This is a genomic window from Paenibacillus rhizophilus, from assembly GCF_003854965.1.
In the GTDB taxonomy this organism is placed as follows: Bacteria; Bacillota; Bacilli; order Paenibacillales; family Paenibacillaceae; genus Paenibacillus_AQ; species Paenibacillus_AQ rhizophilus.
The window spans coordinates 83984-104322 of record NZ_RQPI01000016.1; the positions used below are offsets into that span (position 1 = coordinate 83984).

15 protein-coding genes are annotated in these 20339 nt (G+C 56.8%); 12 read left to right on the forward strand and 3 right to left on the reverse strand.

What is annotated here, in order from left to right:
- Nucleotides 1-89 precede the first annotated feature (89 nt).
- Entirely contained in the window at nucleotides 90-1034 is a 945-nt protein-coding gene (locus EH198_RS20645; protein WP_246014486.1) for a serine O-acetyltransferase, read from the forward strand.
- Nucleotides 1035-1189: 155 nt separating this feature from the next.
- On the opposite strand, the gene acnA is transcribed toward EH198_RS20645, so the two are convergent.
- Nucleotides 1190-3928 (reverse strand): aconitate hydratase AcnA, encoded by a 2739-nt coding sequence (gene acnA / locus EH198_RS20650; protein ID WP_124697415.1) that lies wholly within the window; start codon nucleotides 3926-3928, stop codon nucleotides 1190-1192.
- Between the two features lie 488 nt (nucleotides 3929-4416).
- Between acnA and EH198_RS20655 the strand changes: the two genes are divergently transcribed.
- From EH198_RS20655 to def, 9 genes are all read left to right on the forward strand, one after another.
- Nucleotides 4417-5442: an amidase domain-containing protein gene (locus tag EH198_RS20655; protein WP_124697416.1), complete on the forward strand. Its 1026-nt coding sequence runs from the start codon at nucleotides 4417-4419 to the stop codon at nucleotides 5440-5442.
- A 19-nt stretch (nucleotides 5443-5461) separates the two neighbouring features.
- Complete coding sequence (locus EH198_RS20660) at nucleotides 5462-6556, forward strand: D-alanine--D-alanine ligase (protein WP_124697417.1); 1095 nt, start codon at nucleotides 5462-5464, stop codon at nucleotides 6554-6556.
- A gap of 42 nt (nucleotides 6557-6598) precedes the next feature.
- Entirely contained in the window at nucleotides 6599-6916 is a 318-nt protein-coding gene (locus EH198_RS20665) for a hypothetical protein (RefSeq protein WP_124697418.1), read from the forward strand.
- Nucleotides 6913-7920, forward strand: a complete 1008-nt coding sequence (uvsE, locus tag EH198_RS20670) for a UV DNA damage repair endonuclease UvsE (RefSeq protein ID WP_124697419.1) — start codon at nucleotides 6913-6915, stop codon at nucleotides 7918-7920. The genes EH198_RS20665 and uvsE overlap by 4 nt, the downstream gene beginning before the upstream one ends.
- 97 nt (nucleotides 7921-8017) lie before the next feature.
- On the forward strand, nucleotides 8018-8788 hold the full coding sequence (gene fabI / locus EH198_RS20675; protein ID WP_124697420.1) for an enoyl-ACP reductase FabI: 771 nt from the start codon (nucleotides 8018-8020) through the stop codon (nucleotides 8786-8788).
- Nucleotides 8789-8871: 83 nt separating this feature from the next.
- On the forward strand, nucleotides 8872-9750 hold the full coding sequence (locus EH198_RS20680) for an inositol monophosphatase family protein (protein WP_124697421.1): 879 nt from the start codon (nucleotides 8872-8874) through the stop codon (nucleotides 9748-9750).
- A 24-nt stretch (nucleotides 9751-9774) separates the two neighbouring features.
- Complete coding sequence (locus EH198_RS20685) at nucleotides 9775-10107, forward strand: hypothetical protein (RefSeq protein ID WP_246014487.1); 333 nt, start codon at nucleotides 9775-9777, stop codon at nucleotides 10105-10107.
- 219 nt (nucleotides 10108-10326) lie between these two features.
- On the forward strand, nucleotides 10327-11604 hold the full coding sequence (locus EH198_RS20690; protein WP_124697422.1) for a stalk domain-containing protein: 1278 nt from the start codon (nucleotides 10327-10329) through the stop codon (nucleotides 11602-11604).
- Between the two features lie 99 nt (nucleotides 11605-11703).
- Nucleotides 11704-12270 carry a peptide deformylase gene (def, locus tag EH198_RS20695; RefSeq protein ID WP_246014490.1) on the forward strand — a complete coding sequence of 189 codons (567 nt, stop codon included), beginning with the start codon at nucleotides 11704-11706 and terminating at the stop codon, nucleotides 12268-12270.
- 286 nt (nucleotides 12271-12556) lie between these two features.
- Here def and EH198_RS20700 read toward each other — a convergent pair whose 3' ends face one another.
- Both EH198_RS20700 and EH198_RS20705 read right to left on the reverse strand, forming a co-directional pair.
- Nucleotides 12557-13873, reverse strand: a complete 1317-nt coding sequence (locus tag EH198_RS20700) for a glutamate-1-semialdehyde 2,1-aminomutase (protein WP_124697424.1) — start codon at nucleotides 13871-13873, stop codon at nucleotides 12557-12559.
- A 151-nt stretch (nucleotides 13874-14024) separates the two neighbouring features.
- Nucleotides 14025-15074, reverse strand: coding sequence for an LCP family protein (locus EH198_RS20705; RefSeq protein WP_124697425.1), 1050 nt, complete (start codon nucleotides 15072-15074; stop codon nucleotides 14025-14027).
- 132 nt (nucleotides 15075-15206) lie between these two features.
- Here EH198_RS20705 and bcp point away from each other — a divergent pair, with 132 nt between their 5' ends.
- Nucleotides 15207-15674, forward strand: a complete 468-nt coding sequence (gene bcp / locus EH198_RS20710; protein WP_124697426.1) for a thioredoxin-dependent thiol peroxidase — start codon at nucleotides 15207-15209, stop codon at nucleotides 15672-15674.
- A gap of 126 nt (nucleotides 15675-15800) precedes the next feature.
- Nucleotides 15801-20078 (forward strand): 2-hydroxyacyl-CoA dehydratase, encoded by a 4278-nt coding sequence (locus EH198_RS20715; RefSeq protein WP_124697427.1) that lies wholly within the window; start codon nucleotides 15801-15803, stop codon nucleotides 20076-20078.
- The last annotated feature ends 261 nt before the right edge of the window (nucleotides 20079-20339 follow it).

The following is a 20339-nucleotide window of genomic DNA, read 5'->3' on the forward strand; positions in this document are numbered from 1 at the left end:
ATCGGGAACGGCGCACAGGCCGCAGTCCATTCCTTATCATTTCCGGCGCCGGACGATGCCATTGAAGCAGGGGTAAAGGAGGGTGAGTCTTGAGCAGTATTAATGACAACCGAATGAACCGTCTCGTTGCGGAGATTGCGGCCAGCTACCGGGAACGGCCGATTAATCCTTTGCTGGATTATTCGCTGCTTCCAAGCCGCAAGCGGGTTATTGAGAGCATACATTTGTTTTGGGAATTGCTTTTTCCCGGTTATTTCGGCAAGCAGGAATTGAATGACGAGACGATGGAGTATCATATTGGGTCTGTTCTCATACAGATTCAGGAGAAACTGTCTGATCAGATTGGCCGCTCTCTGCTGTACCGAAGGGGCCAGGATTCCCATTCCTCTAAAGAGGTAAAGCCGGAGGCGGAGGAAATCATCCATCAATTTTTGGCTGAAATCCCGCGGATTCGGAGCGTGCTGGCCACCGATGCCCAAATTGCTTTCGATGGAGATCCGGCGGCCAATGATTTGAGCGAGATCATTTTTTCCTATCCCGGCTTATTCGCGGTAGGGATTTACCGTATGGCCCATGAACTGGAAGTGCTGTCTGTCCCGCTCATTCCCCGGATTATGACTGAATATGCGCACAGCGTCACAGGAATTGATATCCATCCCGGGGCGAAGATCGGCAATTCCTTCTTTATCGACCATGGTACCGGGGTGGTAATCGGGGAAACAACGGTGATCGGGGACCGGGTAAAAGTTTACCATGGGGTGACGCTGGGAGCCTTGTCGCTCAGGGAGGGTCATTTGATGTATGGGAAAAAGCGCCATCCGACGCTTGAGGATGATGTGACGGTGTATTCCGGCGCATCCATTCTGGGCGGGGATACCGTCATCGGCAAAGGAGTGGTGATCGGCAGCAATGTTTCCATTTTCAAGTCCGTGCCTGCCGGCGCGAAAGTAACCGTAAAGAACCCGGAACTGATTATCAAAGGCCAGGCGCCGCAAGAGTTCCCGCAGGAATTCACCTGGGATTGGGTGATTTGAAGCCCTGCACTTAAAAAAACGAACCCATCTTCCACTGATAATAAAGTGGAGCATGGGTTCGTTTATTTTACACTCTGATTTATCGGCAGCTCATCCGGTAAAGCGGGTGAGAAGCTCGAGAGGCTTTCGGGACATGCCCCGCACCGTTCCTTATTTTACTCCGCCGTCGCGGCAGCAGGAGAAGCATCCGCCAGCATCTGGCGCAGCACCGTTTGCAGGATGCCGCCGTTGCGGTAGTAATCGACATCGACCATACTGTCGAGCCGCGCGATTGCCGGGAAGTCGAACTTCGTGCCGTCCTCGCGGGTGGCGGTAACTGTCAGCTCTTGTCCAGGCTGCACCTCATTGCTGAGTCCGGTAATATCGAAGGTCTCGCGGCCTGTCAGCCCCAGGCTGCTCCAGCCGTGGCCTTCCTGGAACTGCAGCGGCAGCACGCCCATGCCGACGAGATTGCTGCGGTGAATCCGCTCGAAGCTCTCGGCGATGACGGCTTTGACGCCCAGCAGGAACGTGCCTTTGGCCGCCCAGTCGCGCGAGCTGCCCGTACCGTATTCCTTGCCCGCGATAACGACCAGGTTCTGTCCGTCTGCCTGATAGCGCATGGAAGCGTCATAGATCGGCATTACTTCGTTCGTCGGCAGGAAGGTGGTAACTCCGCCTTCCGTGCCCGGAGCGACGGCGTTGCGAATCCGGATATTGGCGAATGTTCCACGCATCATAACTTCATGGTTGCCGCGGCGGGAACCATAGGAGTTGAAGTCCTTGCGCTCAACGCCGTGCTCGCTCAGGTACTTGCCAGCAGGACCGGACGCCGTGATATTGCCGGCAGGCGAAATATGGTCGGTCGTTACGGAATCGCCCAGCAAGGCGAGTACGCGCGCACCGTTAATATCCTCGATGTCGCCAAGTCCGTCGGCCAGATGCTCGAAGAACGGCGGGTTCTGGATGTACGTCGAATTCTCATCCCATTCGTACAATTCGCCTTCCGGCACGGGAATCGCGTTCCAGCGTTCGTTGGCCGTAAAGACGTTCTCGTATTTGCTGCGGAACATTTCCGGGCTGACCGACGATTGAATCGCTTCGCGAATCTCGGCGCTGGTCGGCCAGATGTCTTTCAGGTATACCGGCTCACCGAGCGTGTCGTAACCGAGCGGATCGTTCTGCAGGTCGATATTGACCGTGCCCGCGAGCGCATAGGCCACAACCAGCGGCGGGGAACCGAGATAGTTCGCCTTAACCTGGGCGTGTACGCGTCCTTCAAAGTTTCGGTTGCCCGAAATGACGGAAGCCACGGTCATATCGTTCACCGCAACCGCCTGGGCGACCTCATCCGGCAGCGGGCCGGAGTTTCCGATACAGGTGGCGCAGCCGTAGCCGGCCACGTAGAAGCCGAGCGCCTCGAGCGGCTTCAGCAGATCTGCCTTTTCCAGGTATTCCGTGACGACCAGCGAACCCGGCGTCAGGCTGCTCTTGACATAGCCCGGCTTGGTCAGGCCGCGCTCGACGGCCTTCTTCGCAAGCAGACCGGCGCCAAGCATGACGCTCGGATTGGAGGTGTTCGTACAGCTTGTGATCGCCGCGATAACAACGGCGCCGGTGCTCAGCTCGCTTTTGCTTCCGTCGTTGTGGAGGAGCTCGACCTTTTGCGCAATTTTCTCATCGCTCAGGCCGTAGCCGCCCTTGTCGACAGGAGTACGGATAATGCCTTCAAAGTTCTCTTTCATATGCGTAAGCTCGATCCGGTCCTGCGGACGCTTCGGTCCAGCCAAGCTCGGCACGACCGAGGCAAGATCCAGCTCAATTGTATCAGTGAATGCCGGGTCCGGCGTTTCCGCCGTGCGGAACATACCTTGGGCTTTGTAATACGTCTCGACCAGATCCACCAGCTCATCGGGACGACCCGTGCTGCGCAGATAGAAGAGAGTCTCATCGTCCACCGGGAAGAAGCCGATCGTCGCGCCGTATTCAGGCGCCATATTGGCGACCGTCGCCCGGTCGGCCAAACTGATATTTGCGAGGCCCGGGCCGTAAAATTCGACGAATTTCCCGACCACGCCTTTTTTGCGCAGCATTTGGGTAACGGTCAGCGCCAGATCGGTTGCCGTAGCGCCTTCCACCAGGCTGCCCGTCAGCTTGAAGCCGATAACGTCAGGGGTCACAAAATAGAGCGGCTGCCCCAACATGCCGGCTTCCGCTTCAATGCCGCCGACGCCCCAGCCGACCACGCCGAGACCGTTAATCATCGTCGTGTGGGAGTCCGTGCCTACCAGCGAATCAGGATACACGGTCGTTTCGCCGTCCTCCGTCTTCGTGGCTGCCACCGAAGCCAGATACTCCAGGTTGACCTGATGCACGATGCCGGTTGCCGGAGGAACCGCGCGGAAATTATTGAATGCCGTCTGCGCCCAGCGCAGAAACCGGTAGCGTTCCTCATTGCGTTCGAATTCAACGTTCATATTGTATTCCAGCGCATCCTTGGTGCCGAAGGCGTCGACCATAACGGAATGGTCAATTACAAGGTCGACCGGCACGAGCGGGTTGATCTGCTTCGGATCCCCGCCGGCTTTTTTCACGGTGTCGCGCATGGCCGCGAGGTCTACTACCACCGGTACGCCGGTGAAATCCTGCAGCACGATCCGCGCCGGAATGAAGGGGATTTCCTTCCCGCGGTCGATGTCGCCTGCCCAGCCGGCAAGCTGTTTGACATGCTCTTCCGTAATGGCTCTTCCGTCAAATTGTCGGACGGCCGCCTCAAGCAGCACTTTAATGGAAAAAGGAAGGGATGAGATATTGCCGTGGCCCTGCTGTTGAAGGGCTTGAAGATCATAATAGCGGTACGTTTTGCCGCCCGACGTGAACGAGCGGGCCAGATTGAAAGAATCCTTGCTTGGCATGAATTTGCCTCCTTGTTTCATCTGTTGAAACTCCATTTCATATTCATATCTGCCTTTTAGTATAACGGTTACAGGAGGGGGAGTAAAGTTTTTTCCTTCATTTTATTCGAAAAATCAGCATCCCTTCGGCCCGGGTTCTCCGGTTCGCTCAAATTTAAGAATGATAAGCTTCCCGCCTATTATCGGCCTAATATTCCTGCGGTAAACAAACGGATGACGCCCCTGAAGGACGGTGCTGTCGTTTGTTATTGATAGTTTAAACATCAGAGACGCCTGCAAAGCACCTATGCGAGCGAGGCTCCCGCCAAGACTGCACTTTGTGGGGTTATTGTCCGTATAGCCGCCCGCTCTGCCTCATATATATAGTACGGCAGCATACTGCCCTGGCGAAGCCTCCGGCTTCGAAACTTGCTTTTCGGAGTCTTTTGCAGGTAACGCGTAAGTGCGGTGAAATTTGGTATCTGTGCGGAAAGGGGCGAAAATGGGCAATGGATCAGAAATGGAAGAAAAGTCTGTATATATATGTTGATCAATGCAACAAAAGCAGGGTGGTGCCCCAAGCGGAGGTCTTTACCGGGGCCTTGAGCGAACTTGGCCTCCGGCTTGGGCAGCATGAGCGCGGCAGGGGGATTGCCGAATGGTACGAGGACAGAGGGATTACGCCCCGGCGCTGCGAGACGGGGGTCAAGTTGCTGCGGGCCGCGCAGCGGGATGAGGGGGATATCGTAGCGGAAGTCGCCCTGCACAGCGCTTTTTACTATGAAAAAGGCGGGATCATGCACCGTGAAGACAAAGTGGAGCGGGAGCGTTTGACCTTTGTGAACGCGAAAGGGGAAGCCGGGTGGATCGTGGCCCATGTGGAGCGTGACATTCCGGAGCAGGTTTCCCGGAGAAGCCGGGGTGGAGCCTCTCACGTAGAGATCCACGGCCTTGAAGAGGCGTTCGGCCAGCCGTCTCTCCCGAGTCCGCTGCTGAGCCGCAGGGTGCTCTCCGCTTCCGCACGCGATGTCCGTTACCGACGGGAAGACGCGGCGGCCTACGCGGACCGGTGGTGGAACGAGAATAACCCTGAATTTGAAACGTTCGCCGTGGACTGCACCAATTATGTGTCCCAATGTCTCTTTGCAGGGGGAGCACCGATCAACTATACTGGTAAAAGAGAAACGGGCTGGTGGTACAAAGGCTATGTTGGCGGACAGGAAGGGTGGAGCTACAGCTGGGCGGTCTCGGACAGTCTCCGCCGCTACCTGGACGGGGAGCGCAGCTGGGGCTTGCGCGCTCAAATTATGGAACGTCCCGAGCAGCTGATGCTTGGAGACGTCATTCAATATGACTGGGATGGAGACGGCCGCTATCAGCACAGCACAGTCATTACGGCGTTTGACGCGGGGGGCATGCCGCTTGTCAACGCGCATACGGTTCCCAGCCGCCACCGCTATTGGGACTACCGGGATTCCTATGCCTGGACCGACAGAACGGCTTATCGTTTTTTTCACATTTACGACTATTTATAATTCGGAGAGAGGTTAAGGAATGGATAACGCAAAACTGACCGTGGGTCTGGCGTACGGCGGCAAATCGGGGGAGCATGAAGTATCGCTGCAGACCGCTTTTGCCGTAATGAACGCTTTCGACTACGATAAATATGAAATACTGCCTTTTTATATTTCAAAACAGGGGCTATGGAAGATTGGGGAGAAGCTTCAGGCCCCTTTCGGCCGGCTGGAGCAGCTTAAACTGGAGGGAGAGTCCGCAGATACGGGCAAGGCGCTGAACGCCGTATTCAGCGGCTTGGACGGCGGGGAACGAGTGGTCGACGTGATGTTCCCGCTGCTTCACGGCACGAACGGGGAAGACGGGACGATTCAGGGGCTGTTCGAGATGGCTAATATCCCTTATATCGGAGCGGGGGTACTGGCCTCGGCGGCGGGCATGGACAAAGTCGTTATGAAGAAGCTGTTTGAAGAGGCGGGACTGGATCAGTGCAAATACTGCTACTTTAACGCAAGCACATGGAAGCGCAAGAGCCACGACCTGATCATCGAGGTCGAGGATAAGCTCGGCTACCCGGTGTTCGTAAAGCCCGCCAATCTGGGCTCCAGCGTCGGCATTTCCAAAGCCGAAGGCAAGGAGGCCTTGATCAAAGCAATCGAGACCGCCTTCCGTTACGACACGAAGGTGATTATCGAGGAGTTCGTCGAGGCGCGTGAGCTGGAAGTCAGTGTGCTGGGCAATGACGAGCCGGAGGCATCCGTTCCCGGCGAAATCGTCTCCTCCGGCGAATATTACGATTATGCGGCCAAATATATCGACGGCAAGTCGCAAATGCTGATTCCGGCTCCCGTCGATCCCGAGACGGCCGACCGGCTGCAGGAATTGGCGCTGGCCGCCTTTCGAGCCATTGAAGGCAGCGGCATCACACGAGCCGATTTCTTCCTTCGCAAATCCGACGGCAGAATTTTGATCAACGAAGTCAACACCATGCCCGGCTTTACGCCGTTCAGCATGTATCCGCTGCTGTGGCGCGAGACGGGTGTATCCTACCAGGCTCTGCTGGACCGCATGATCGCGCTGGCGCTCGAGCGGTATGAGCTCAAGCAGGGCTTGAAATACGATAACGAGCAATAATAGACAATAGGCGGATCATCCGGCCGGAAAGGAGAAGGTATTATGGGATTTCAAACGGAATTTAATTCGGTCTGCAAATTCAAGAATGAGCAGGAATTGTACGAACTGCTGGAATACGGACGCTGTAAAATGCTGAAGCAGGGGTTCCGCATCTTTCCGACCGGACAGAAGGTTATTGCTTATACGCCGGACAACGTTGCCGTGGCCATCGTCAAAATCTCGGCGTCCATCGCGGAGATCAACTTTCAGGGCCGCGAAGTCACCGCGGTCGAGATGGAACTGGTCCGCAAGCTGAATGAAGAAGAGTCCAGAGTACAGACGGCGCTTGCTGACGAGATGTTCTTCGGGGAGCGGGAATGATCGTCCGCTTCGGTTATGTCGCGATGTCCACCGTTATTAAAAATTGTTCGCCGTCCAAGACGATGACGATGGCTTCGTTCAGCAAGCTGGAAGACCGCGAGGCGGCGGTTCGCCGCCTTGAGTCGATCGCCAGGGGCAATCTGCACAACACGCTCCGGCTGCTGAGGCATAACCGGGCATCGGATATTAGAGTTTACCGGCTGACCTCGAAGCTGGTCCCTCTGGCCACGCATCCGGAGCTGCGGGACTGGAACCCTTTTGCCGCACTGGCCGATGATTTTGCCGAGGTTGGCAGGTATATCAAGGAGAACGGGATGAGGACGTCCTTTCATCCCGATCATTTTACCGTGCTGAGTACGCCAAGGCCCGAGGTGCTGGCCAGTTCCGTCCGTGACCTCCGGCACCATACGGACATGCTGTGCGCAATGGATCTTCCGGCAACGGCCAAGAACAATATTCATATCGGAGGCGCCTACGGAGATAAGCCTTCAGCGGCTGCGCGGTTCGTGGAGCACTTTCGGGAGCTTGCGCCGGAACTGCAGGAACGCATCACGCTTGAGAACGACGATAAGACGTTCAATGCGGTGGAGACGCTGGAAGTCTGCAAGACACTCGGCCTGCCGATGGTCCTCGATATCCATCATCAATGGGTGAATAACGAGGGAGAGCTTCCTTGGGAGCTTTGGCCTGAAATCAGCCGGACCTGGCAGACGCCGCTGGCCTTGAAGGACGTCCCCAAAGACCAGTTGCTTCCGCCCAAGATCCACGTGTCCAGCCCCCGCAGCCCTTCCGATCCCCGCAGCCATGCCGATGGCGTGGAACCTGCACCGCTGCTCGCCTTTCTGAAACGGATTGCGGCGGATACGGCGGCGGTGGATGTGATGATCGAAGCCAAGGCGAAGGACGGAGCGCTGTTTGAGCTGATGGAGACGCTGAAAGGAATGGAAGGCGCAGGGAGCCGGATTACCGTGCTGGACGGAGCAAGCATCAGCATTGAGGCATAGATTATAGCCTTACTGACTTGATAAGTGGCCGCAAATGCGGTACGTTGAAGGAAACCTCGGTTTACCCTATATCTTAACAATTAAAGGAGCATTTGAAATGGGAGAACTGCTGACCGGAAAAAATATAGTTGTGATGGGCGTGGCGAACGACCGCAGCATCGCCTGGGCGATTGCCAAGAGCCTGTCTGAACAGGGGGCGCGTCTGGCCTTTACATATGAAAGCGAACGTGTGGAAGGCCGGGTGCGCAAGCTGGCCGAGACCATCCCCGGTTCGGTGATTTTGCCGTGCAACGTGACGGTGGACGAGGATATCGACAAGCTGGCGGAGGAACTGAAAGAAAGCTTCGGCGTGCTGCACGGCATTGTCCACAGCATAGCCTTCGCCAAAGGCGAGGATCTTGAGGGCCGCTTTGCCGCCACCTCGCGTTCCGGCTTTGCTCTGGCGCATGATATCAGCGCCTATTCACTGGTAGCGGTCGCCCAGCGGCTGCATCCTCTCATGACCGAGGGCGGGTCCATCATTACGATGACCTATATGGGCTCGGAACGCGTAATGCGCAATTATAACGTCATGGGCGTGGCCAAAGCCGCGCTTGAAGCTTCGGTTCGCTATCTGGCAAGCGACCTTGGTCCGGACAACATCCGCGTGAACGCCATTTCTGCCGGACCGATCCGCACCCTGGCGGCCAAAGGCATCAGCGACTTCAACTCGATTCTTCGTATCGTGGAAGAAAAAGCGCCGCTTCGCCGCGGCACCGATACCGCCGAAGTCGGCGATACGGCCATGTTCCTGATGAGCCATCTGTCACGCGGGATTACCGGAGAAGTGATCTATGTCGACGGTGGATATCACATCATCGGAGGTTAGCAAGCGGGCCGGACGGCGGTCCCCGCGAGCTGCGAAGGGATCTCACGCCCCGGCTATCAAGTTTAAGAAAGCGGAGTGAAGAGATGAGTTCTTTAAATCCTAATAGCAGTAATGAGCGGGAGCCCTATGTCGTATCCAGCAAGGGGTACACGGCGGTAGCCATCAACGCGGCCGCCAAAGCCGGGGAGTATATCAAGAGCAGACAGGGGACGGTAAAGGAGCTTGGAACGAAGTCATCGGCTCAGGATCTGGTGACGGAAGTGGACAAAGGAGCGGAGCAAATGATCCGCAGACTTGTACTGACGCATTATCCCGAACACGCCATTCTGGGCGAGGAGGGAGTTGAACCGGGTGCCGATGCTGTGACCGCCGCGCTTGAGGAAGCGAAAGAGCATGAGTACCTCTGGATCGTCGATCCGGTGGACGGAACAACGAACTTTGTCCACGGCTTCCCTTTTTACGCGGTGTCTATTGCGCTTGCCGTACGCGGCGAATTGACGGTTGGTGTCATTTACGATCCGGTGCGCGATGAAATGTTCGTGGCCGAAAAGGGCAAAGGCGCATACGTGCATGGCGTCAAGACGGCCGTCTCATCGGAAGCTTCGCTTGGCGACAGCCTGATTGCGCTAGGCTTTCCGCCGGACCGGCAGTTCTCGCAGCCGGCTAACCTGGCCGCTTTTCAGAACATTCTGCCGAAAGTCCGCGGCATCCGCGCCGGAGGCTCGGCCGCTCTGCATCTGGCCTACGTGGCCGCGGGGCGGGTCAGCGGCTACTATGAAGTGGGCCTGAGTCCTTGGGACTGCGCCGCAGGTGTGCTGCTGGTCAAGGAATCGGGCGGCCAGGTCACCGATACGCTGGGCGACCCATACCATATCGGCACTCGCCACATCGTAGCCAGTAACGGGCATATTCATGATGATATCCTGTCTTCGCTTAAGGAAGCGGGAGCGACCGGATTCTAGTACGCGCGGAGGAGGCTGGCTTCTATGAACGAGAAGGAAGATCTGGAGCGCCGCTTAAGCGAAATGCTGACCGGGGGCGAGCTGGAACAGAACGAACGTGAAGCGAGGCAGCTTCGCCAAATATCGCCTAAATACGAAATCCGTATTCAGACTTCGCTTGATCCGATTGTGGAGGAAACTTACCGGTACCGGGAAATGGCACGCGAGCTTGATGACCGGTATGATAAATACTTGGAACGGACGCAGAAGAAACAGCGGAATGTTGTTCCTCCCGAATCGGCGGCAGACCGGAAGGAAGCCCCTGGCGGCGGTGAGTGGAAAGACCGGAGCGCAGGCGGCGAACCAATAGGCGATTAGGAGCGCAATATCATAAAAAGAGAAAGAGTCAAGGCCGGGGTGGAGTGGAACCTTGGCTCTTTTTTAATCCGTTTTATGCCAAGAATACCCGAGCGCTCTTCATTATGCTGCGGAGCCCAAGTCCCTTTTTTAGGGCTGTTTTCGGTTGCGCGCCGTCTCTACCTTTACGGGAAACGGAATGATAGAATGAAAGAATCAATGCAGACTTGGAGGGATAAAATGATCGATTCGCTGAAAAAATGGATAACTTCCACAAGCTTCCTGTTGCTCGCAGCCATGCTGCTGGGTCTTGGAGCCCAAGGGGTTTCGGCAGCAGCCGCACAGACGCCGCAGCTGGATGAAGTCGGAATCGTGACTTTGGGAGATTCCGTTACGGCAGGCTATGAGCCGGGTATGAATATGAATTCCCAGCCCTACGGCTACGCGGAACGCCTGCTGGAGCAGGCTTGGTTTCACGGCAAGCGCGCTGCGCTAGGAAACTACGGCATTCTGGGGCTAAAGACCGCCGGACTTCGAAGCTATACGGCGGCGATCAAGGATGGCACGGCCATTACGGCGGACAGCATCCAGCCCGGCATCGCCGATCCGCGCCTGGCCTCGTTTGCGGCCAAGTCCGCGCAGACCAAGGCCGATATTGCCGCAGCCAAACTGATTACAATCACTATCGGCGGCAATGATGTGAGCAGTCTGCTGGTGCAGGCCAAGGATATGTCGGATGACGATCTGCAGGCCCGCGTACAAGAGCTGCTGGCCGCTTACACGACCAATGTCACCGCTGCGCTGGAGAACATAAGAGCGATGAATCCGAATGCGACGATCATCATTGCCGACCAATATCAGCCCGTTCCGCAGCTTTATGCCGGCCAGAGCTATGCGAAGCTGATGGGTGCTGCAGCAAGCTTTACGCAAGCGGCCGACAATCTGGCCGCAAACGTGACGCGCGCCGAGGCCCCCGTACTGGTCGCTCATGCGGCCTCGCGGTTTGCGGGCCAGGAGGGGTCTCTGACGCATATTATCTCAGGCTCCGATTTCCACCCGACTCAGCTCGGCTATGAGACGATTGCCAAGGTGTTCGCCGAAATGGTTTGGGGCGACTACCGTGTACCGAGCTCCTTCTTGACTCCCTCCGCCTCGCAGCGGCCGATGACGATTGTCGTTAACAGCACGGAGCTGAACACGCCCAATAAACCGATCGTCCGCAGCGGCCAGAATTTCCTAGCGCTGGCGGATGTGCTCAAGGCCATGGGCGCAAGCGGCAAATGGGACAACAAGACGTCAAGCGCGACCATTGTATACGGCGGACGGACGGTCGTGATTACGATCGGCTCGAAGACGATACAGGCGGACGGGCGCAAGATTGCGATAGACAGCCCGGCTTTTTTGCAAAAGACAGGCAAGGAAGTCAAGACGTATTTGCCTCTGGCCGCACTCGCCGCTGGCCTGGGCTTCGATGTTGAGTACAGCGCGCAGCTGCGTACCGCTTTTATCAATCCTTAATTAATGATTAAGCAAGCGCGTATTAATAGTTCATCAAGTGAAGCAAAGGTGGAGAAAACGGTGTCTGATGCAAAGTTTACGCAAGATTATGTGATTACGATGGACGATATTGTAAGAGAGGGGCATCCGGCGCTTCGAATCGTCACCGAACCGGTTAAGCTGCCTCTGACGGAGGAGGACCGGGAAACGCTGCTCTGCATGCTTCAGTTCCTGAAGAACAGCCAGGATGAGGAGATGGCCGCCAAGTATAAGCTGCGTTCCGGAGTGGGTCTGTCGGCTAATCAGATCGGGCTGAACAAGCGGATGTTTGTCATGTATGCGCAGGATGAAAATGGCACGCTCATCGAGCATGCCCTGGTCAATCCCAAAATCGTCAGCCATTCCCTGGCGATGGTCTATTTGCCGGAAAGCGAAGGCTGCCTGTCGGTAGACCGGCCGATTCAGGGTTTCGTGCCGAGATATGACTCGGTTAAAGTAAAAGCGTATGACCTTGCGGCGGGCAAAGAGGTCCAGCTCCGGTTCAAGGGCTACACGTCGATCATCATCCAGCATGAGATGGATCACCTTGACGGAAAGATGTTCTACGACCGGATCAATAAAGAGAATCCGTTCAAGCTGCCGCAGGGCGTAGCCATCCGCAGCCTGTACGACCGGGAAGAGAAGTAAAGGTTGAAACCAAATGATTACGGAATGAATAATTTTCAGAAAAAGGAGTAAATTATTAAGCAAGGCGGCCGTAGCTTTCCTAACCGGGGCGACGGTCGTTTTTACGCGTTCATCTGTCGGAAGCCAGGGATAGCGAAGGGTAATGCGCGTGGGTCATTCGCTGTGCTGGTCTGCCCACAGCCTTGCGGACGGTTGCCGCCCTTGTGCTGGACGGCCGGACACAAAAACGCCGTTCAAAGGCGACAGCGTCTGCATTTGAACGGCGTTTTTTCACAGCTTGCGGTACTTATCGTTCTTCCTTCATCGCGCGGAAGGAGTCCTCCGCCGCTTCCAGCGTAGCGTCGATGTCTTCATCGGTGTGAGCCGTGGTCAGGAACCACGCTTCATACTTCGAGGCGGCTAGATTGATGCCGCGGTTCAGCATATGGCGGAAGAAGCTGGCGAACGCTTCGCCGTCGGTGTCCTGGGCCTCCTCGTAGTCGGTGACGGGATGATCGCAGAAGTGGGTGGAGAAGGCCCCGCGGATGCGGTTGATCGTCAGCGGAATGCCGTGCCGGTCCGCCGACTCTTTCAGACCGCCTGTTAAACGGATGGCCAGCCGCTCCATTTCCTCGTAAACGCCTGCACCTTGCAATACTTCCAGGCAGGCGATGCCCGCCGAGATGGACGCGGGGTTACCCGCCATCGTGCCGGCCTGATAGGCCGGTCCGAGCGGCGCGACCTGATCCATAATCTCCTTGCGGCCGCCGTAGGCGCCGATCGGCAGACCGCCGCCGAAGATTTTGCCCATCGCCGTCAGATCGGGCGCGATCTGCTCGTGATTGTCCAATCCGGCGTAAGTCTGCGCGCCGCCGTAGTGGAAGCGGAAGTTCGTAATCACCTCGTCGTAGATAACGAGCGAGCCGTTGTCATGAGCCAGCTTGCACATGCCTTCCAGGAACCCGGGCTTCGGCATGACCATGCCGAAATTGCCAACGATCGGCTCAACCATGACGGCGGCGACATCGTCGCCCCATTTGTTCAAGGCCTCGCGCAGCCCGTCCAGGTTATTGAACGGCACGGTAATGACTTCGTGCGCGATGCTTACCGGGATGCCGGCGCTGTCCGGGATGCCCAGCGTGGACGGGCCGGAGCCCGCGGCAACCAGCACCAGGTCGGAGTGGCCGTGGTAGCAGCCGGCGAACTTGATGATTTTGCTTCGGCCGGTGAACGCCCGGGCGACCCGTATCGTCGACATGACGGCCTCGGTGCCGGAATTGACGAACCGGACCTTGTCCAGCGACGGAATGGCTTCCTTGACCATTTTGGCCAAGGTAATTTCCAGCGCCGTCGGGGTTCCGTACAGCACACCGTTCTCCGCGGCTTTCGTGATGGCGGCTGTAATATGCGGGTGTGCGAACCCGGTGATCACCGGGCCGAAGGCCGCGAGATAATCGATATAGCGGTTGCCGTCCTCGTCCCAGAAATGGGCGCCGGAGGCGCGCTTCATGAAGACGGGTGCTCCGCCGCCTACCGCTTTAAAGGATCTGGAGGGGCTGTTGACGCCTCCGACGATATGCTGGAGCGCTTCCTGATACAGCTGTTCTGAGGTGGAACGATTCATAAACGGGTCATCCTTTCGGTTGGGTGTTCCCTAAGCATCATATTTGGGTTAACGCGCGTCAACGGGCGGAAGGCGTTGTTCCGCCGTCCGCCCGTTACCCGTGTGAAGCGCCATTTGTGCCGGCCGCTTTCCAAGAAATGCGGCTGGGTGATTATTGTGAGCTGTCGCTTCCCGCCGAAGCGGAAGGCGATGAAGATGGAGACGGAGAAGCCACAGCTTCCGTCTTGGCCATCGTTTCCTGCACGAACTGCTTCAATTCATCGAGATCCCGAATGCCCAGCACGGATGAGCCCCGGACGGTCTCCTCTTCCAAGAGCTTCATCGGCGGAATCTGCTCGCTTCCGGCCACGCTGCTGCCATAACCGACGTTTGCCAGCTTCCACATATCGTTTATTGACAGATTCGTGTCGATATAGGGGCTGATCTGCGACAGAATGCCGGGAAGCTTAACAAGCGAAGTGGTGCTCTTGAGCTTGTCTGCCACGGCGCTCAGGAATGCCCGCTGGCGCTGTGTGCGCGTGAAGTCCGAAGTGGCGTCGTGACGGAAACGCACATACTGGAGCGCCATATTGCCGTCAAGGTGCTGATATCCTTTTTTGAGATCGATGTCGTATTCGGGGCCGTCGGCCTTGGTCTTGTAGACCATGTCCTTTTCAACCGTATAGTCTATGCCGCCGACCGAATCAATCAGCTTGATAAAGCCCTGAAAGTCGGTGTAGACATAATATTGAATCGGAATGCCGAGCAGATCGCTGACGGTCTGCATCGCCGTGTTGGGGCCGTAGATGATCGCCGTGTTGATGCGGTCCCGGCCATGATCGGGAATCGATACGTACGTATCCCGGAGGATGGAGAAGACGTGGGCCTTCTTGTTCACCGGATCGAGAGAAGCCACGAGCATCGTGTCCGAGCGGGGAATTTCGCCCTTTTTCACGCCGCGCGCATCCACGCCCATCAGCAGGATATTCACCGGCTCCGTACCCTCCCATTTCGGAGGATCAGGCGTATTGGCATCTACCGTTTCCACATTTTTAAAAGGAGAAGCTTCTCCTTGCTTGTGCATACTGTCAAGACCTTGATAGATGGAAGTGAAATAATAAACGGCTCCCCCGACCAAGAGCAGGAGGATGATGCTAAAGCTCCAAATCAGCGGTTTCCTTGACTTTCGCTTCTTTGCGTGTCTTTTCGATCGTGGCGGCATTTCTCGCTCTTCCTTTCACATTCGCATTCCCTACATTATAATTTCTTTTATGGTTACAATCAATTGTACGTCCCGCCGGCGGGGCCGCGCCCGCAAAGGGTGATTTTTAAAAATCGAAGGAGTGCATGAACTATGGAAGAACTGACTATCGGACAAGAGGCGCCGGACTTTACGCTGCCCGCTTCGGACGGAAGCGAGGTAAGCTTGAACCAGTACAGGGGACGCAAGGTGCTGCTGTATTTTTATCCGAAAAATATGACCCCGGGCTGCACCCAGGAAGCATGCGAGTTCCGCGACGTCAATGACCGGATTACGGCCAGGGGGGCCGTCATTCTGGGCGTGAGCCCCGACAATCTTCAGTCGCACGCCAAGTTTATCGCGAAGAACGAACTGCCTTTTCTGCTTCTGTCCGACGAAGACCACAAAGTAAGTGAGCAATATGGGGTGTGGCAGCTCAAGAAGCTGTACGGCAAGGAATTCATGGGTGTTGTGCGCTCCACCTTCCTGATCGACGAGTCGGGCATTGTATCGGACATCTGGAAAAAGGTGCGTGTAAAAGGGCATGCGGAGACGGTCGCGGCGCGCCTTGACGGGGAATAGGACGATAGTTGTGTTTGCAGCGGTCAATTACATTTTTAATTGTTACATTTTTAATAGATTTCATTAGCCTATTATGTGATATTTTTCCTAAAGTTAAAATATTCAATAAGGCATGGTGATGGCAGAATGCAGTTGAAGATCGGGCTGGATGTCGGATCGACTACGGCTAAATTGGTTGTCATGGAGCGGAACGAGATTGTTCATCAGAACTATATAAGACACTATAGCGATATAAAAAAGGCGGTTCTCGCTCTACTGGATGAAGTGATATCCCTGTTTCCGGGAAGAAATGCGGTGCTCGCGGTTAGCGGTTCTTCCGGTCTGTCCCTGTCCAAGCTGGGGGATGTACCCTTTGTCCAGGAGGTTATCGCCTGTACGAAAGCGATAGGCGAGCTGCTCCCGTCCTGCGATACCGCAATTGAGCTTGGAGGAGAGGACGCCAAGCTCATCTATCTCAGCGGCGGCATCGAGCAGCGAATGAACAATGCCTGCGCGGGCGGGACGGGCGCTTTTATTGATCAGATGGCCGCGCTGCTGCAGACCGACCCCTCTGGGCTCGACGCGCTTGCTAAGGATCACGAGCGTATTTATCCGATCGCTTCGCGCTGTGGCGTCTTTGCCAAGAGCGACATTCAGCCGCTGCTGAACGAAGGGGCGCGCCGCGAGGATGTGGCTGCTTCGATCTTCCAAAGCATTGTCAATCAGACAATCGCCGGACTGGCTTGCGGGCGTCCGATTCGCGGCCGTGTCGCTTTCCTGGGCGGTCCGCTGACATACTTATCCCAACTGCGGGCCCGGTTCGCGGAGACGCTGGAGCTTGCGGAGGACGACATTCTGTTTCCGGAGAGATCGCAGTATTTCGTGGCGATCGGCTCGGCGCTGACCGAAGGGGACAGCTCCGCTGTGCCGCTTACAGAATGGATGGAACGGATCGCGGCCGTCGATTTTGCATCGGAGCGCTCCGAGGATGGCGAGCTTGCGCCGCTCTTTGAGACGGAGGCCGACCTCAAGGAATTCCGGCGTCGTCATTCGGAAGCCGGGGCGGTTCGTGCGGATTTGTCCTCCTACCGCGGCCCATGCTATCTCGGAATCGACGCCGGTTCGACGACAACGAAGCTTGTGCTTACGGGCGGCAGCGACGAAATTCTGTATACATATTACGGAAGCAATCAAGGGAATCCGCTGCAATCGGTAAGCGATGCGCTGAAGGAGATATACCGGGTGCTGCCGGACGGCTGCCATATCGCCGGCTGCTATGCGACCGGCTATGGCGAGGGTCTGATCAAGGCGGCCCTCAAGGCCGACGGGGGCGAAGTGGAGACGGTTGCCCATTACAAGGCGGCCGCCAAGTTTATGCCGGAAGTCGACTTTATTCTCGACATCGGCGGCCAGGATATGAAGTGCATCAAAATCCGGGGCGGAGCCATCGACAGCCTCATGCTGAACGAAGCCTGCTCTGCGGGCTGCGGATCTTTCCTGGAGAGCTTCGCCTCGGCGCTCGGCCTTGGCGTCTCCGAGTTCGCGGAAGCCGCGCTGCAGTCGGAGAAGCCCGTCAATCTCGGCTCGCGCTGCACCGTGTTCATGAACTCGAAGGTTAAGCAGGCGCAGAAGGAAGGGGCTTCCCTGTCCGACCTTTCGGCCGGGCTGGCCTACTCCGTCATCAAGAACGCGCTGCAAAAGGTCATCAAAATTCGCAGATTCGATGAACTGGGAGAGCGTATTATCGTGCAGGGCGGCACTTTCTATAATGAAGCCGTGCTGCGTGCCTTCGAGCAGCTGACGGGGAGAACCGTCGTCCGCCCGGATATCGCCGGCGTAATGGGAGCTTACGGCTGCGCCCTGCTCGCGAGGGAGAACGCGGCTGAGAACGGCGTCAGCACGCTGCTCGGCCCGCAGGAGCTGGAGAGCTTTGCTTACGAGGTGACGCAGGGCCGGTGCGGCCGATGCGGCAACAATTGCCCGCTGACGATCAGCCGGTTCACGGACCGCAGCTTCCATGTAACCGGCAACCGCTGCGAGCGCGGAGCCGGCGGGAAGAAGGAAAAGAACAAGCTGCCGAATCTGATGCAGTATAAATATGAGCGTTTCCTGGATTACGCCCCTCTGCAAGATGAGGAGGCGGACCGCGGCGCTGTCGGGCTGCCGCGCGCCATGAACCTGTTCGAGAACTATCCGTTCTGGCATGCGTTCTTTACCGCGCTGCGCTACAAGGTGGTGCTGTCTCCGAAATCGGACAAAAAGCTGTACGAGAGCGGCATGGACACGATTCCGTCCGAGGCGGTCTGCTATCCGGCCAAAATGGCCCACGGCCATGTGCAGAGCCTGCTCGGCAAGGGCGTCGATTTTATTTTCTATCCTGCCATCGTATATGAGAAGAAAGAGGATAAGACCGCTGACAATCACTTTAACTGCCCGGTCGTCGCCTCCTACCCGGAGGTAATCCGCAACAATATGGACGGCCTTAAAGAGAAGGGCATTCCGCTTGTCAGTCCGTTCCTGACCTTTGACGACATTCCGGCGCTGACGAAAGGGCTGGCGCGGACCTTCCCGGATATTCCGAAGGATGAGATTGCCGCCGCTATACAAGCCGGGCTGGCCGAAGCGGAACGGGCCAAGAGCGATTTGCGGCGGAAGGGCGAGGAGACGCTGGCGTTCCTTGAAGAGACCGGAACAAAAGGCATCCTGCTCTGCGGGCATCCGTACCACGCCGATCCCGAAATCAATCATGGAATTGCGGATCTCATTACCGGCATGGGGCTGGCGGTTGTTACCGAGGATGCGGTCTTCCATATGGGACGCGCCGAGAGCGATCTGAGTGTCGTCAACCAATGGACCTATCACGCGCGGATCTATAGGGCCGCGCGGCTCGCGGCGGAGCGCAGCGATCTGGAACTGGTGCAGCTTACCTCGTTTGGCTGCGGTATCGACGCCATCACCTGCGATGCGGTGCAGGATATTATGGAGCGAAGCAATAAGGTGTACACGCTGATCAAGATCGACGAGATCAGCAATCTGGGCGCGGCCCGCATCCGGCTGCGTTCGCTGCTCGCGGCGATGCGCGAGCGGGAGAACGGAGAGGCGGCGCCTCTCCGGGCCAAGGCTGCCGATCAGAGCGCGCCTTTTACGAAAGACATGAAATCGGACTATACGATTCTGGCTCCGCAGATGTCGCCGATCCACTTCGAGCTGTTCGAGCGGGTGTTCCGGGATTTCGGTTACCGGCTTAAGGTGCTTGAAAAGTCCGGCCCCGAGGAAACGGAAGAAGGCCTGAAGTATGTCAACAATGACGCTTGCTACCCGGCAATTGTGACGATCGGCCAGATCCTGTCGGCGCTGCAGAGCGGAGATTACGATCCGGACCGGACCGCGGTCATCATGTCGCAGACCGGCGGAGGCTGCCGGGCAACGAATTATATTTCCCTGCTGCGCAAGGCGCTTAAGGATGCGGGACTCGGAAAGATTCCCGTTCTGTCGCTGAACGCTTCGGGTCTTGAGAATCAGCCGGGCTTCCGGATCGGGTTCAAGATGATCAACCGGATGTTCGCCGCCGCCTGCTACGGCGATTTGCTGATGCGGCTGCTGCACCGCTTCAGACCTTATGAGAAGGTTCCGGGAAGCGCCGAAGCTTTGTTTCGGCAGGGGATGGAGCGCTGCAAGGACAGCCTGTCGTCCTTCTCGTTCCGCGACTATAAGAAGCTCTCCCGCGAGATTGCCTCAGACTTCGGCCGCCTGCCGCTGACGCCTGCGGTTAAGCCGCGGATAGGCGTCGTCGGCGAGATTTTGATCAAGTTTCATCCCGACGCCAACAACCGGATTGTGGATTTAATCGAAGCCGAAGGCGGAGAGGCCGTGCTGCCTGATTTTCTCGATTTCATCTTTTACTGCCTGTACAATCCGATTTACCGGGCGGAGCAGTTCGGCAAGAACAAAACGCTCGGGCTGATCAACCCGCTGCTCATTTCGTATCTGCAAATGTACCGCAAGCCGATTACGGCGGCGCTTGAAGAAGCGGGGGTTGCCCATAAAGATAAGAACATTTACCGTCTCGCTGAAAAGGCCGAACGGCTCGTTTCCGTAGGCAACCAGATGGGCGAGGGCTGGTTCCTGACCGCCGAGATGATGGAGCTTCTCGATCACGGCGTGAACAACATCGTCTGCATCCAGCCTTTCGCCTGCCTTCCGAACCACATTACCGGGCGCGGGACGATGAAAGGCCTGAAAGAGCTGTATCCAAGCGCGAATATTGCCGCGATCGATTATGATGCGGGCGTCAGTGTGGTGAACCAGACGAACCGGATCAAGCTGATGATGTCGATTGCAAGCGAGCTGGAGAGCGGTGGGGCGTTCTTTGAAGAGTCCGACGGGCCCAAGGCGGGAACGCAGCTGAAGGCGGTTCAGGCTTAGACGGATCGGGGAGAGGACGGCCGGAGCGGTTTTCTCCGAAACCGGCTGTTTTACTTACTCGCAGACGAATCGACTGGCCCAATTTTGGAATATCATAAAGAGATCTGTGTCCGGATGGACAGGATCTCTTTTTCTTTGTGCGCCCAGCATGGGCGCTATCTTTAGGGTTGAAGTCCCGAATGGCGAAGGCAGTAGTAGCCATTAGCTTAAGACAAGGGTGTCTACCGCGAGGTGGAATCTGAAGGAAGTCGGCGGCAAATC